Source organism: Geobacillus sp. 47C-IIb, assembly GCF_014679705.1.
Taxonomy (GTDB): Bacteria; Bacillota; Bacilli; order Bacillales; family Anoxybacillaceae; genus Geobacillus; species Geobacillus thermodenitrificans.
On the sequence record NZ_CP061473.1, the window covers coordinates 1,775,687 to 1,788,609 of the forward strand.

At 52.8% G+C, this 12,923-nt stretch carries 16 protein-coding genes; all 16 read right to left on the bottom strand.

Annotated features, from left to right (window positions below; all coding sequences use genetic code 11):
- Nucleotides 1–3: 3 nt before the first annotated feature.
- The 16 genes from nuoK to atpB all read right to left on the bottom strand — a co-directional run bounded on the left by nuoK (nucleotide 4) and on the right by atpB (nucleotide 12,907).
- Nucleotides 4–309: an NADH-quinone oxidoreductase subunit NuoK gene (gene nuoK, locus IC804_RS08990; RefSeq protein ID WP_008880684.1), complete on the bottom strand. Its 306-nt coding sequence runs from the start codon at nucleotides 307–309 to the stop codon at nucleotides 4–6.
- Nucleotides 306–827, bottom strand: coding sequence for an NADH-quinone oxidoreductase subunit J (locus IC804_RS08995; protein WP_008880685.1), 522 nt, complete (start codon nucleotides 825–827; stop codon nucleotides 306–308). The genes nuoK and IC804_RS08995 overlap by 4 nt, the downstream gene beginning before the upstream one ends.
- On the bottom strand, nucleotides 824–1,243 hold the full coding sequence (gene nuoI / locus IC804_RS09000; RefSeq protein WP_008880686.1) for an NADH-quinone oxidoreductase subunit NuoI: 420 nt from the start codon (nucleotides 1,241–1,243) through the stop codon (nucleotides 824–826). Before nuoI ends, IC804_RS08995 begins: the two co-directional genes overlap by 4 nt.
- Nucleotides 1,244–1,355: 112 nt before the next feature.
- A complete protein-coding gene (gene nuoH, locus IC804_RS09005) occupies nucleotides 1,356–2,357 on the bottom strand; it encodes an NADH-quinone oxidoreductase subunit NuoH (protein ID WP_029761126.1) in 1,002 nt (333 codons plus the stop codon).
- The gene (locus IC804_RS09010; protein WP_008880688.1) at nucleotides 2,354–3,454 is read right to left on the bottom strand and encodes an NADH-quinone oxidoreductase subunit D; all 1,101 of its coding nucleotides are present in this window, start codon (nucleotides 3,452–3,454) and stop codon (nucleotides 2,354–2,356) included. Before IC804_RS09010 ends, nuoH begins: the two co-directional genes overlap by 4 nt.
- Before the next feature lie 3 nt (nucleotides 3,455–3,457).
- Nucleotides 3,458–4,831, bottom strand: coding sequence for an NADH-quinone oxidoreductase subunit C (locus tag IC804_RS09015; RefSeq protein WP_370543789.1), 1,374 nt, complete (start codon nucleotides 4,829–4,831; stop codon nucleotides 3,458–3,460).
- A gap of 384 nt (nucleotides 4,832–5,215) precedes the next feature.
- A complete protein-coding gene (locus IC804_RS09020; protein WP_008880690.1) occupies nucleotides 5,216–5,728 on the bottom strand; it encodes a NuoB/complex I 20 kDa subunit family protein in 513 nt (170 codons plus the stop codon).
- Nucleotides 5,719–6,087, bottom strand: a complete 369-nt coding sequence (locus tag IC804_RS09025; protein ID WP_008880691.1) for an NADH-quinone oxidoreductase subunit A — start codon at nucleotides 6,085–6,087, stop codon at nucleotides 5,719–5,721. Before IC804_RS09025 ends, IC804_RS09020 begins: the two co-directional genes overlap by 10 nt.
- A gap of 222 nt (nucleotides 6,088–6,309) precedes the next feature.
- The gene (locus tag IC804_RS09030) at nucleotides 6,310–6,711 is read right to left on the bottom strand and encodes a F0F1 ATP synthase subunit epsilon (protein ID WP_008880692.1); all 402 of its coding nucleotides are present in this window, start codon (nucleotides 6,709–6,711) and stop codon (nucleotides 6,310–6,312) included.
- 22 nt (nucleotides 6,712–6,733) lie between these two features.
- Nucleotides 6,734–8,155 (bottom strand): F0F1 ATP synthase subunit beta, encoded by a 1,422-nt coding sequence (atpD, locus tag IC804_RS09035; protein ID WP_008880693.1) that lies wholly within the window; start codon nucleotides 8,153–8,155, stop codon nucleotides 6,734–6,736.
- Nucleotides 8,156–8,182: 27 nt separating this feature from the next.
- On the bottom strand, nucleotides 8,183–9,040 hold the full coding sequence (gene atpG, locus IC804_RS09040) for an ATP synthase F1 subunit gamma (protein ID WP_008880694.1): 858 nt from the start codon (nucleotides 9,038–9,040) through the stop codon (nucleotides 8,183–8,185).
- Between the two features lie 67 nt (nucleotides 9,041–9,107).
- Entirely contained in the window at nucleotides 9,108–10,616 is a 1,509-nt protein-coding gene (gene atpA, locus IC804_RS09045; protein ID WP_011888397.1) for a F0F1 ATP synthase subunit alpha, read from the bottom strand.
- Between the two features lie 24 nt (nucleotides 10,617–10,640).
- Nucleotides 10,641–11,177 carry a F0F1 ATP synthase subunit delta gene (locus IC804_RS09050; protein ID WP_008880696.1) on the bottom strand — a complete coding sequence of 179 codons (537 nt, stop codon included), beginning with the start codon at nucleotides 11,175–11,177 and terminating at the stop codon, nucleotides 10,641–10,643.
- Nucleotides 11,174–11,716, bottom strand: coding sequence for a F0F1 ATP synthase subunit B (gene atpF / locus IC804_RS09055; protein WP_008880697.1), 543 nt, complete (start codon nucleotides 11,714–11,716; stop codon nucleotides 11,174–11,176). The genes IC804_RS09050 and atpF overlap by 4 nt, the downstream gene beginning before the upstream one ends.
- Before the next feature lie 189 nt (nucleotides 11,717–11,905).
- A complete protein-coding gene (gene atpE / locus IC804_RS09060; RefSeq protein WP_003253662.1) occupies nucleotides 11,906–12,118 on the bottom strand; it encodes a F0F1 ATP synthase subunit C in 213 nt (70 codons plus the stop codon).
- Nucleotides 12,119–12,196: 78 nt separating this feature from the next.
- Complete coding sequence (gene atpB, locus IC804_RS09065) at nucleotides 12,197–12,907, bottom strand: F0F1 ATP synthase subunit A (protein ID WP_011888399.1); 711 nt, start codon at nucleotides 12,905–12,907, stop codon at nucleotides 12,197–12,199.
- Between the last annotated feature and the right edge of the window lie 16 nt (nucleotides 12,908–12,923).

Genomic DNA, 12,923 nt, shown 5'->3' on the forward strand with positions numbered 1-12,923 from the left:
TTTCTAATGTTTCAATGAATTGGCTTCATCGACTTGAACCGTTTTGCGGTTGCGGTAAAAGGCGATGAGCGCTGCCAATCCGACAGCCGCCTCCGCCGCCGCTATGGCGATCGCAAACAATGCGAACACGTGCCCGTGAACGCCGGGATGGGCGCCGTATTTGGCAAAAGCGACGAAATTGATGTTGACCGCATTTAACATCAGTTCGATACAAATGAGGACAATGACCGTATTTCGTTTCGTGAGCGCCCCATACAGCCCAATGCAAAACAAGATGAGCGCTAACGCTAAATAAGCTGATAATGTCATTTATCTTCCGCTCCCTTGCCGTCTTTTTTCGCCAGCACGATCGCCCCGATCAAGGCGACGAGCAAAATGACGGACACGATTTCAAACGGAATCGTATAATACGAATACAGCCATTTGCCGATTTCGCGCGCGTTATCAGTCGCCAACGCGCTGCCATCAGCGCCGAAATCGAGACGGCGGATGCCAAAATAAACGGCAAGACCAAAGGCGAGAACAGAGATGGCGGCAACCGCTCTATGCCAAACGCCGCCCGTCGTTTGACGCTCCTTGTCGTCGGCGTGATGACGCGTCAGCATGATGGCAAATAGCATAATGATCGTAATGGCTCCAGAATAAATGAGCACTTGCACGACGGCGACGAACTCAGCAGAAAGCAGAACGTACAGCCCAGCGATGCCCAAAAACGTCATGACGAGGGCGATCACCATATGGACGACGTTCGTCAGTTGAAGCATCGTCACCCCGCCAGCAATGGCTGCAAGGGCAAGCAGGAAAAAGGCAATGTCGGTTCCGCTCACGGCTTATTCTCCCTTCTTACGTTCGTGTCGTTTTCATCGAGCCAAGTCAAATCTTTATACAGGGCATCACGGCTGTATTCAGCGAGTTCGAAGTTGTTCGTCATGACAATCGCTTCCGTCGGACAAACTTCCGTGCATAAGTCGCATAAAATGCAAATTTCAAAGTTAATGTTGTACGTCTCGATCACTTTCCCTTTTTTCGTCGGATCGGGATGTTTTTTCCCGGTCAGCTGAATGCATTGCGTCGGACAAATGTTCATGCACTGATTGCAGACGATGCATTTTTCCGGATAAAATTTTTGGATGCCGCGAAACCGGTCCGGGAGCGGGAGCGGCTCATGCGGGTACTTGTACGTTACTTTTTCGCGCGTCAATTCTTTTAACGTATACGCTAATCCTTTTACTAACCCGATCATCCGTCCAACCCCTCTCATGGGAAAAATGGCGTTCCGGCACGGCCTCTTGCCTTGAAAGAAGCCGTGCCTATGGATAGCGGCCGCCTCTCTCACAAGGCAGGCGCCTCATTTTTTAGAAGAATAACGATTTAATCACAGCCGTCAACACGATGTTGACGAGCGAAAGCGGAAGCAGCACTTTCCAGGCAAACTCCATCAGCTGGTCGGCGCGCACGCGCGGGAACGTCGCGCGAAACCAGATCAAGACATAGACGATGGCACAAAACTTAAGCGCAAACCAGACAGAGCCAGGAATCCAGCCGAGAAACGCAACTGGGTGCCAACCGCCTAAAAACAAAATCGTAATCAAAGCGGCCATCGCAAACAAATAGACATACTCAGCAAGCATAAAGAACGCCCAACGGAATCCGGAATATTCGACGTGAAATCCGGAAACAAGCTCAGATTCCGCCTCCGGTAAGTCAAACGGCACCCGATTCAACTCAGCCACTGCAGCAATAAAGAAGATCAAGAAGGCGAGCGGTTGGGCAAAAATAAACCAAACGTTGTCTTGCGCTGTGACAATGTCGACCAAATTCATGCTTCCAGCCAAGAGCACGACGCCAAGCGCCGACATGACGAGCGGAATTTCGTATGAAATCATTTGCGCTGCCGCGCGCATGCCGCCAAGCAAGGCGTATTTGTTGTTGGATGCCCAGCCGCCGGTGACAACGCCGATCGTGGTTAATCCAGAAACAGCAATATAGTACAATAGGCCAACGCCGATATCGGCAAATCGGAACGCATCGGTAAACGGCAGCGCCGCCAACACCATAAATGACGGCGTAAAGGCGATGATCGGCGCCAACACGTACAGCGGGCGGTCAGCCGCTTTCGGAATTGTATCTTCCTTTAACAGCAGCTTTAATACGTCAGCGACCGTTTGCAACAGCCCTAGACGGCCGCCAACTTGGTTCGGGCCGATGCGCCCTTGCATAAATCCCATCACTTTCCGTTCCGCCAAAATGGCGTATGTGACGAACCCGAGCACGACTAGCAGCAAAAGCGCCCCAAGCCCGAAGAAGACGGCGACATTCGTCCAGCCTGGCGCCGATTCGAGCCATTGTTCCATTATCCGTCGACCTCCCCGAGCACAATGTCAATCGATCCGAGAATGGCGATGACGTTGGCCAAATTTTCTCCTTTAAGCAGCTTCGGGAGTATTTGCAAGTTGTAAAACGACGGGCGCCGGAATTTGAGACGGTACGGCTCTTTTTTGCCGTCGCTCGCAATATAGCAACCGATCTCGCCGCGCGGCGCTTCGATGCGGACAAACGTCTCACCCGGCGGCGCCTTAATGATGCGCGGCACTTTGCCCATAATCGGCCCGTCGGCCGGAAACTGCTCACATGCCTGTTCAATAATACGAAGCGACTGTTCAATTTCTGCCATCCGGCATTCATAGCGGGCAAGGCAGTCGCCGCCCTCGCGCACCGGAACATCAAAATCAAACCGGTCATAGACTGAATATGGCTCATCTTTGCGCAAGTCCCATTTGACGCCGGTCGACCGCAAGTTGACCCCGCTTAATGAATAACTGATCGCTTCTTCTTTCGTATACCTCCCGACGCCGGTGACGCGTTCACGGAAAATCTCGTTGCCGGTGACAAGGTCATGGTAGCCGGCTAGTTTTTCCCGCATGTATGGAACAAACTGTTTCACTTTGTCGATCCAGCCGTCCGGCGCGTCCCATTTGACGCCGCCAATGCGCATATAGTTAAACGTCAACCGCGCCCCGGACAGCTCATTTAATAGATTAATAATCATTTCGCGCTCGCGGAATGCATACAAAAACGGGCTCGTCGCGCCGAGGTCAAGCAAATACGTCCCCCACCAGACGAGATGGCTGGCAATTCGCCCAAGCTCCATCGCGAGAACGCGCAAATACTCGGCCCGCTCCGGCACTTCAATGCCCATCATGGTTTCAACCGCATGGCAAAGCACATAGTTGTTCGTCATCGCCGACAAATAGTCCATCCGGTCGGTATACGGGATGATTTGTGTATATTGCAGCCCTTCAGCGATTTTCTCCGTCCCGCGGTGCAAGTAGCCGATGACCGGCGTCGCTTCTTGGATGATTTCACCGTCAATTTTTAAAATGAGGCGAAATACCCCGTGCGTACTTGGGTGCTGGGGGCCGACGTTTAAGATCATTTCTTCTGTGCGCAGCATCGTTCACACCTCCGCATCATACGGCTCGTAATCTTTGCGCAGCGGATGCCCGACCCATTGCTCCCCTAGGAAGATGCGGATTAAGTTCGGGTGGCCGCGGAATCGGATGCCAAGCAAATCGTACGCTTCGCATTCCGGCCAGTTCGCCCCTGGCCAAAGCGGGACGAGCGAATCGATTTCCGGGTTGTCGCGGTCGATTTTCACTTTGAGCGCCACCGGTTGCCGTTTCGGATAGGAATACAAGTGGACGTACACTTCCATATGTGTCTGAAAATCGGTGCCGTGCAACTCGGACAAATAATCAAACCGGAGTTGCTCATTGTATTTTAAAAACTCAGCCACTTTGTAATACGCTTCTTTATTGACAACAAGCGTCGGCACGTCTTTCGCCAACCGGTTGATATAGGCGTCTTCGAGCACATCCGGCCCAAGATGTTCCTCAATAACGCGGACATACTTTTGCAGCAGCGGATCGTTCGGCGACGGGGAAGACGGCTGTTCCGTTCCGCCTCTAGCGCCAGCGGCTTTGGCCTTGGCGCGGGCGGCGGCTGCTGCTTTTGCCTTCGCAGCGGCGGCTGCCTTTTGTTTCGCCGTATCATCATCGCCAGCACCGTCGCCTTGCTGTTTTGCCATAGCGGCAGCCCGCGCTTTCGCCGCGGCAGCAGCTTTCGCCTTCGCTGCAGCCGCAGCTTTTTTCTTCGCCAGCTCGTCATCGCTTCCCGCCGCGGCCGCCTTTTGTTTGGCTAGCGCTGCTGCCTTCGCTTTGGCAGCCGCTGCCGCCTTTTTCTTCGCTAACTCGAGATCTTCTTCCGTCGTGCCTCCGGCCGCAGCGGCCTCACGCTGTCGCCGCAGTTCCGCTGCTTTCGCTCGCGCTTCTTCTGCCGCTTTTTTCTTCGCCGCAGCCAGGTCTTCTTCCGTCGTGCCTCCGGTCGCAGCCGCCTCACGCTGTCGCCGCAGTTCCGCCGCTTTCGCTCGGGCCTCTTCTGCCGCTTTTTTCTTCGCCGCAGCCAGGTCTTCTTCCGTCGCGCCCCCGGTCGCGGCCACCTCACGCTGTCGTCGCAGTTCCGCCGCTTTCGCTCGGGCCTCTTCTGCCGCTTTTCTCTTCGCCGCGGCAAGGTCTTCTTCCGTCGCGCCTCCGGTCGCGGCCGCCTCACGCTGTCGCCGCAGTTCCGCTGCTTTCGCTCGAGCTTCTTCTGCCGCTTTTTTCTTCGCCGCAGCCAGGTCTTCTTCCGTCGTGCCTCCGGCCGCAGCGGCCTCACGCTGTCGCCGCAGTTCCGCCGCTTTCGCTCGCGCTTCTTCTGCCGCTTTTTTCTTCGCCGCAGCCAGGTCTTCTTCCGTCGTGCCTCCGGCCGCAGCGGCCTCACGCTGTCGCCGCAGTTCCGCCGCTTTCGCTCGCGCTTCTTCTGCCGCTTTTTTCTTCGCCGCAGCCAGGTCTTCTTCCGTCGCGCCCCCGGTCGCGGCCGCCTCACGCTGTCGTCGCAGTTCCGCCGCTTTCGCTCGCGCTTCTTCTGCGGCCCGCTTTTTTGCTGCAGCGAGCTCTTCCGCTGATGACGGCTGCGCCGCATCCGACCCTTCAGTTACCGAATCGGTGGACAAGTCAGAAGGCGTTTTCAATTCTCCGGTTGACGTGTCGCCGTGATCAGCGGCTGACTTGGCCTGTTCGGCTGCTTGCTTGGCGGCCAGCCGTTCGCGCGCTATCTGTCTCGCCCGCTCGGCTGCTTCTTTTTTGCGCTGGGCCAAATCTTTTTCCTCATCCATCGGTTACAACACCTTCTTCCCCGTTTTGGCTTCCAAGCGGATTTTTTCTTTTAATTTATGAATGCCATAAATCAGTGCCGCAGGGTTCGGCGGACAGCCAGGTATGTACACGTCGACTGGGACAATTTGGTCAACCCCTTTCACGACGCTGTACGATTTGACGTACGGTCCTCCCGCCGTCGCACACGACCCCATGGCGATCACCCATTTTGGCTCCGGCATTTGATCATACAACCGACGCAAAAGTGGTGCCATTTTTTTCGTCACGGTTCCGGAAACGATCATGACATCTGATTGCCGCGGCGAGGCGCGGAAAAATGAACCAAACCGATCAAGGTCATAATGGGCGCCACCGACTGCCATCATCTCAATCGCACAACAGGCAAGACCGAACGTCAGCGGCCAGAGCGAGTTGCTTCGCGCCCATCCTTTTAACTGCTCCAGCGTCGTAAAAAACACGTTGCGCTTTACTTCTTCCATTTCATCGAAGGTCATACCATCCCATTTTACATCCATCGTAACACCTTCTTTTTCCAAGCATAAATGAGGCCAATGGCAAGCAAAACGATGAAAATGATCATCTCCACTAAAGCAAATAGGCCGAGTTGATCATAGACAACGGCCCATGGGTATAAAAACACTGTCTCGACGTCAAAAATGACAAATAACAAAGCAAATAAGTAATAACGAACTTGAAACTGGATGCGCGAGTCATGAAACGGGATGTTACCGCTTTCATACGTCGTTGCCTTTGCCTCATCCGGCACGTTTGGCCGCAGCCATCGTCCGATTGTAAGCGCCCCGATCGGAAGCAACACCCCAAGGCAAAGAAAGACAAAGACAATCAAATAACTATTGGCATAAATGTTGCTCAACCAGCTCGCCCCCTTCCCGGTTTATTACATACGTATGATGTTAATGATAAAATTTTTAAATAATTTCATCGATTTCATTATAACATTTATATCCAGTCGTGTCAGCAAAACTTCGGGTTATCACTGCCAACACTGTAGGAAATCGCGAAAAACCGCCAAGTCATAGTGAGTCGACAGATCGGACAAGCCATAAAAAAAGCAGAGAAGCATTCGCTTCTCTGCTTATTTCATTCCAGCAACGTTCAAGCGGTTCATGGCGCGTTTTAACGCCAGTTCGGCCCGCTTGAAGTCGATATCATCCTGCTGGCTTTGCAGACGGCGTTCCGCCCGCTCTTTTGCTGCTTTGGCACGAAGGACATCGATGTCTTCCGCGCGTTCAGCTGCTTGGGCCAAAATCGTCACTTTGTCCGGGCGGACTTCTAAAAAGCCGCCGCTGACCGCAACATAGCTTGTTTTGCCGTCCTTTTTCAGACGGGCCGCGCTAATCTCGAGCGGGGCGACAAGCGGGATGTGTCCCGGCAAAATGCCAAGTTCTCCGCTTTTCGCCTTCACGCTTACCATTTCCACATCGCCTTCGTATACCGGGCCATCAGGAGTGACGACGCTCACACGGATCGTTTTCATTGTCCAATCCCCCTATCCCGGGTCACACTTCGACACCCATAGCTTTCGCTTTTTCGACAACTTCTTCAATGCGGCCGACTAAGCGGAACGCATCTTCCGGAAGGTGGTCATATTTTCCATCCAGAATTTCTTTAAAGCCACGCACCGTTTCCTTAACCGGTACGTACGAACCCGGTTGGCCCGTGAACTGTTCCGCCACGTGGAAGTTTTGCGACAAGAAAAATTGAATGCGGCGGGCACGGTGGACGACGAGCTTGTCTTCGTCTGACAGTTCGTCCATCCCTAAGATGGCGATAATGTCTTGCAGTTCTTTATAGCGTTGCAACGTTTGTTGTACGCGACGAGCAACTTGGTAATGCTCTTCGCCAACAATTTCCGGTGCCAATGCACGCGATGTCGAAGCAAGCGGGTCAACGGCCGGATAAATCCCCATCTCGGCGAGCTTCCGCTCAAGGTTCGTCGTCGCATCCAAGTGCGAGAACGTCGTCGCCGGAGCCGGGTCAGTGTAGTCGTCGGCCGGAACGTAAATCGCCTGGATCGAGGTGATCGAGCCTTTCGACGTTGACGTGATCCGCTCTTGCAATTGACCCATCTCCGTCGCCAATGTCGGCTGATAACCAACGGCAGACGGCATGCGGCCTAACAACGCTGATACTTCCGAACCAGCCTGTGTGAAGCGGAAAATGTTGTCAATAAAGAGCAACACGTCTTGACCTTGCTCATCACGGAAATATTCGGCCATCGTCAAGCCGGTCAACGCAACACGCATCCGTGCTCCCGGCGGCTCGTTCATTTGTCCGAACACCATGGCCGTTTTGCTAATAACGCCGGAATCTTTCATTTCATGGTACAAGTCGTTTCCTTCACGCGTCCGTTCACCGACGCCAGCGAAGACGGAAATCCCGCCGTGCTCTTGGGCGATGTTATGGATCAACTCTTGGATCAAGACCGTTTTCCCTACGCCGGCACCGCCGAACAAGCCGATCTTACCACCTTTAATATACGGGGCAAGCAAGTCGACGACTTTAATCCCGGTTTCCAAAATTTCGACTTCCGTCGCCAATTCCTCGAATTTTGGCGCCGGACGGTGAATCGGGTCGCGACGGGCTTCAGCCGGAATGTCATCTTGCAAGTCGATCGGCTCACCTAAGACGTTAAAGACGCGGCCGAGCGTGACATCGCCAACCGGCACCGAGATCGGCGCACCAGTGTCTACGACTTCCATGCCGCGGATCAAACCGTCAGTGGACGCCATCGCGATCGTCCGTACTGTATCATCGCCAAGGTGCAAGGCGACTTCCAATGTCAAGTCGATGTCGACTTCGTTTTCGTTGCGCGCTTGATGTTGAATTTTCAGGGCGTTGTAGATGGCCGGCAAGTGACCGTTTTCGAACTTGACGTCTACAACCGGACCCATGACTTGAATAACGCGTCCTCTTGTCATCGTTTTCCCTCCTAACTTGCTAGTCCGCTATTGCAAGGCGTTTGCCCCGGCGACAATTTCCGTAATTTCTTGCGTGATTGAAGCTTGGCGAGCGCGGTTGTAGGAAAGCGTCAACGTGCGAATGAGTTCATGCGCGTTGTCGGTCGCGTTCTTCATCGCTGTCATCCGGGCGGCGTGTTCGCTCGCTTTTGCATCGAGCAACGCGCCGTAAATGAGGCTCTCCGCATATTGCGGCAACAAGACGTCCAAAATTTCTTCTTGCGACGGTTCAAATTCGTACATCGTGCGCTGCTGGTTGTCAGCCAAATCGGTGAGCGGAAGCAGCTTCCGTTCCGTCACATCTTGCTGGATCGCGCTCACGTAATGGTTATAGTACATATACAGTTCATCAAACGTGCCGTCGGCAAACAATCCGACCGCTTTGTTAGCAATCTCTTTAATATCGGCAAACGACGGCTGATCCGGCAAGCGGGTAATGTCGAGAATAACCGGCATGTTCCGTTTGCGGAAAAAGTTTAATCCGACGCGGCCGATGACGATGATGGCGTACTCGTCCGGAGAAGAGTGGCGCGCTTGAATCGTCTGATAAACAGTGCGCAACACGTTGCTGTTGTATGCTCCGGCCAAGCCGCGGTCCGATGTAATAACCAAATACCCCGTCTTTTTCACCGGGCGCGAGATGAGCATCGGATGGGAAGCGCCACCGGCGCCAAGCGCGACGTTGGCTACGACTTCCTGCATTTTTTCCATGTACGGAACGAACGATTTCGCGTTTTGCTCCGCGCGGTTTAATTTCGACGTCGAGACCATTTCCATCGCTTTCGTAATCTGGCTCGTTTTTTTCGTCGAATTGATGCGCGTTTTAATGTCGCGTAACGATGCCAAAGGTTTCACCACCTTTTTGCTGCACGAGATCTAACAGGCGCGGGGGGCCAAAACGCCCCCGTCAGCCTTATTGAGAAACGACAAACGTTTTCTTGAACGCTTCGATCGCTTTATTGAAATCTTCCTCATTCGGAAGATCTTTCGTCGTACGGATGTGTTCAAGCAAGTGCTGCCCGTTTTGGTCGAGCCACAAGAAAAATTCTTTTTCAAAACGGCGCACGTCTTCGACCGGAATGTCATCCAAGAAGCCGCGCGTCAGAGCGTAAATGATAGCGACTTGTTTTTCGACTGGAATCGGTTGGTGCAAGTCTTGTTTCAGTACCTCAACCGTGCGCGCTCCGCGAGCGAGCTTCGCTTGCGTCGCTTTATCAAGGTCGGAACCGAATTGGGCGAACGCTTCTAATTCACGGTACGCCGCCAAGTCCAAACGGAGCGTCCCCGATACTTTTTTCATCGCTTTAATTTGCGCAGCACCACCGACGCGCGAAACAGACAACCCTGCGTTGATCGCCGGGCGGACGCCTGAGAAGAATAAGTCCGATTGCAAGAAGATTTGTCCGTCCGTGATCGAGATGACGTTCGTCGGAATGTAGGCGGAGATGTCGCCCGCTTGCGTTTCGACGAACGGAAGCGCAGTCAAGGAGCCAGCCCCTTTGGCATCGCTCAATTTCGCTGCGCGCTCGAGCAGGCGGGAATGCAAGTAGAAGACATCCCCCGGGTATGCTTCACGGCCTGGCGGACGACGAAGCAACAGCGAAAGTTCGCGGTACGCAGCGGCTTGCTTCGACAAGTCGTCGTAGACAACTAAGACGTGTTTCCCTTTATACATGAAATACTCGCCCATCGATACACCGGCATACGGCGCCAAGAACAAGAGCGGAGCCGGTTGCGATGCCGAAGCGGTGACGACGATTGTATAGTCGAGCGCACCGTGTTTACGGAGCGTTTCAACAACCGTACGAACCGTCGATTCTTTTTGCCCGATGGCGACGTAAATACAAATCATGTCTTGGCCTTTTTGATTCAAGATCGTGTCAATGGCTACAGCCGTTTTCCCTGTTTGGCGGTCACCGATAATAAGCTCGCGCTGCCCGCGCCCAATTGGCACGAGAGCGTCGATCGCTTTAATCCCGGTTTGCAGCGGCTCGTGAACCGATTTCCGATCCATAACGCCCGGCGCTGGGCTTTCAATCGGGCGCGTTTCCGTCGTTTCCACTGGGCCTAAGCCGTCAACTGGCTGACCGAGCGGGTTGACGACGCGACCGATGAGCGCTTCCCCGACCGGCACTTCCATAATCCGACCGGTACGGCGTACTTCGTCTCCCTCTTTAATGCCTGTGTATGGTCCTAAAATAACGATACCGACGTTGTTTTCTTCCAAGTTAAGCGCCATGCCCATAACGCCGTTGGCAAATTCAACGAGCTCGCCGGACATGACGTTATCAAGTCCGTGAACGCGGGCGATCCCGTCGCCGATTTGGATGACGGTACCGACGTCGCTCACTTGGATTTGCGATTCGTAGTTTTCAATCTGCTGCTTAATGAGCGCGCTAATTTCTTCCGCTCTAATGCTCATGCCTTTCACCCCTGTCTCCTAATGTTAACTAATGAGCTGCCGCTGAATCCGTTCTAGCTGTCCGCTGACGCTGCCGTCATAAATGCGGTTGCCGATGCGCAACTTCACGCCGCCAATCAGTTCCGGGTCGACGATATTTTCAATGCGGAGCGTTTCTTTGCCAACTTTTTTGGCAAATACGTCAGAAAGCGCCTGCAGTTCTTCATCCGTCAACGGCCGTGCCGAATAGGCGACCGCCTCAGCGATACCGCGTGCGTCGTTAGCGAGGGCGATAAACTGCTCGGCCAGTTCAGGCACAATGCCGAAGCGATGGCGCTCAAGAAGAAGCAAAAGCGTATGTTGCACCGGAGCGGAAACGCCGGCAAACGCTTCGCGAACGAGCGCTTTTTTCTTGTCTAAGGAAAGTTTCGGATTGGAAAGAAGCGATAAAAACTCGCCGTTTTCCGCCAACGCTTGGCGCACGGCGCGAATGTCTTCTTCGATTTGGTCCAGCTGCTGTTGTTCAAGCGCGATTTGAAACAGAGCGGATGCATACCGTTTAGCGATCACTTCTTGGTTCATCGCGCTCCTCCTACCTCTTGAATGTCCTTAATGTATGCTTCGATCAGCTTGCGCTGGTCTTGTTCGGTCAATTCTCTTTCAATCACTTTCGAGGCGATGAGGACAGACAACGAAGCCACTTGTTCGCGGAGCGCAGCCATCGCCTGTTCTTTTTCACGCTCGATTTCTTGCTTCGCCGCTTCTTTCACCCGCTCTGCTTCAGCACGGGCCGAGGCGACGATTTGTTCCTTCTGCTCTTCGGCGAGCTTGCGAGCATTTTCAAGGATTGTTTGCGCTTCTTGGCGCGATTGCTTCAGCAGCTCACGTTGCTCCTCAAGCAGCTTTTCTGCCTCTTGGCGGCGTTTTTCCGCTTGGTCGATTTCATTGGCAATATGCTCTTCACGTTGCTTCATGACGCCCATGAGCGGTCCCCAGGCAAATATGCGAAGCAAAAGCATCAACAAAATAAACGCGACAAGCTGAAAAATGATGTCCCCGCTGTTGACCGCGCCGTGCCCAGCCGCTGCGCCGAGCGCCGCTGTTTGTAATGCTGCTAACATGTTTTCGTTCACTCCTTTCGGCCGTTGCGTCTTGACCGGACATTGCTTGATCGGTCGTTCCTCTATGTCAAGGCTATACATAAAGCAATGGCGAAGGTTCTTACCGAATGATCTTCGCCATCATGACTTTGACCTTTCTTTTTGTTGAAGGCGCTTGTTAACATTTCGTTAACAAGCGCTCCCCATTCGTTATCTTCCTTGTACCATAAATGCGATAACGACCGCGATGATCGGAATCGCCTCAACAAGCGCAACCCCGATAAACATCGTTGTTTGCAACATACCACGCGCTTCAGGCTGGCGTGCGATTCCTTCTACTGTACGAGAAACGATTAAACCGTTACCGATACCCGCACCAAGTGCGGCAAGACCAATAGCAATTGCTGCAGCTAATACACCCATTGAGATATCCTCCTTGTTAACTTAAAAAGTTGATTTATTTTAAAAATGATAGTAAACAAACATGTATTAAGATGAAGATTAATGATCATGGCTGACTTTATGCGCCATGTATACCATTGTTAGCATGGTGAAAATGAATGCTTGAATGGCCCCGACGAAAATACTGAATGCTTGCCATACCATTGTCGGAATGATTGCGGCAATCGTTCCTCCGACACCGGTGGCCAGCCCCCCGACAAGCAATGCAAGCAAAATTTCGCCGGCAAAAATGTTTCCGTAAAGACGGAGACCAAGTGTCAATGTATTGGCGAATTCTTCAATGATTTTGAGAGGAAACATAAACCACATTGGGCTTGTAAAACCTTTTAAATATTCAGAAGCACCGCGCAATTTAATGCCGTAATAGTGGGAAAGGGCTACAACCATCACAGCCAACGTCAACGTAATGGCCGGATCAGCTGTCGGTGATTTCCACCATAATTCATCATGGACAACCACGGAGAACGGAAGACCTAACATATTAGCGACAAAGACATACATAATGAGCGTCAAACCGAGTAAATGAAAACGCCCCCCTGTCTCCCAGTCCATGTTGCTTTTAATGATTCCTTTCACAAAATCGACAACCCATTCCATAAAGTTTTGCAACCCTGTCGGCCTCATCGAAAGATTGCGCGTTGCCGCAATAGCGATGGCCAATACAATGATACAAGTGATGGTCACCATCAATACATTGGCCAAGTTAAATGTGAGACCAAACAATTCATAAAGTGGCGCCTTATGATCCATCATCGTTCACCTCACT

Bases quoted from the DNA above. Each gene is read 5' to 3' on its own strand.
- IC804_RS09030 (WP_008880692.1), bottom strand. From the start codon at position 6,711: ATGAAAACGATCCGTGTGAGCGTCGTCACTCCTGATGGCCCGGTATAC.
- atpE (WP_003253662.1), bottom strand. From the start codon at position 12,118: ATGGGTGTATTAGCTGCAGCAATTGCTATTGGTCTTGCCGCACTTGGT.
- atpF (WP_008880697.1), bottom strand. From the start codon at position 11,716: ATGTTAGCAGCATTACAAACAGCGGCGCTCGGCGCAGCGGCTGGGCAC.
- atpA (WP_011888397.1), bottom strand. From the start codon at position 10,616: ATGAGCATTAGAGCGGAAGAAATTAGCGCGCTCATTAAGCAGCAGATT.
- atpD (WP_008880693.1), bottom strand. From the start codon at position 8,155: ATGACAAGAGGACGCGTTATTCAAGTCATGGGTCCGGTTGTAGACGTC.
- nuoI (WP_008880686.1), bottom strand. From the start codon at position 1,243: ATGATCGGGTTAGTAAAAGGATTAGCGTATACGTTAAAAGAATTGACG.
- IC804_RS09050 (WP_008880696.1), bottom strand. From the start codon at position 11,177: ATGAACCAAGAAGTGATCGCTAAACGGTATGCATCCGCTCTGTTTCAA.
- IC804_RS09010 (WP_008880688.1), bottom strand. From the start codon at position 3,454: ATGCTGCGCACAGAAGAAATGATCTTAAACGTCGGCCCCCAGCACCCA.
- IC804_RS09020 (WP_008880690.1), bottom strand. From the start codon at position 5,728: ATGGATGTAAAATGGGATGGTATGACCTTCGATGAAATGGAAGAAGTA.
- nuoK (WP_008880684.1), bottom strand. From the start codon at position 309: ATGACATTATCAGCTTATTTAGCGTTAGCGCTCATCTTGTTTTGCATT.
- atpB (WP_011888399.1), bottom strand. From the start codon at position 12,907: ATGGATCATAAGGCGCCACTTTATGAATTGTTTGGTCTCACATTTAAC.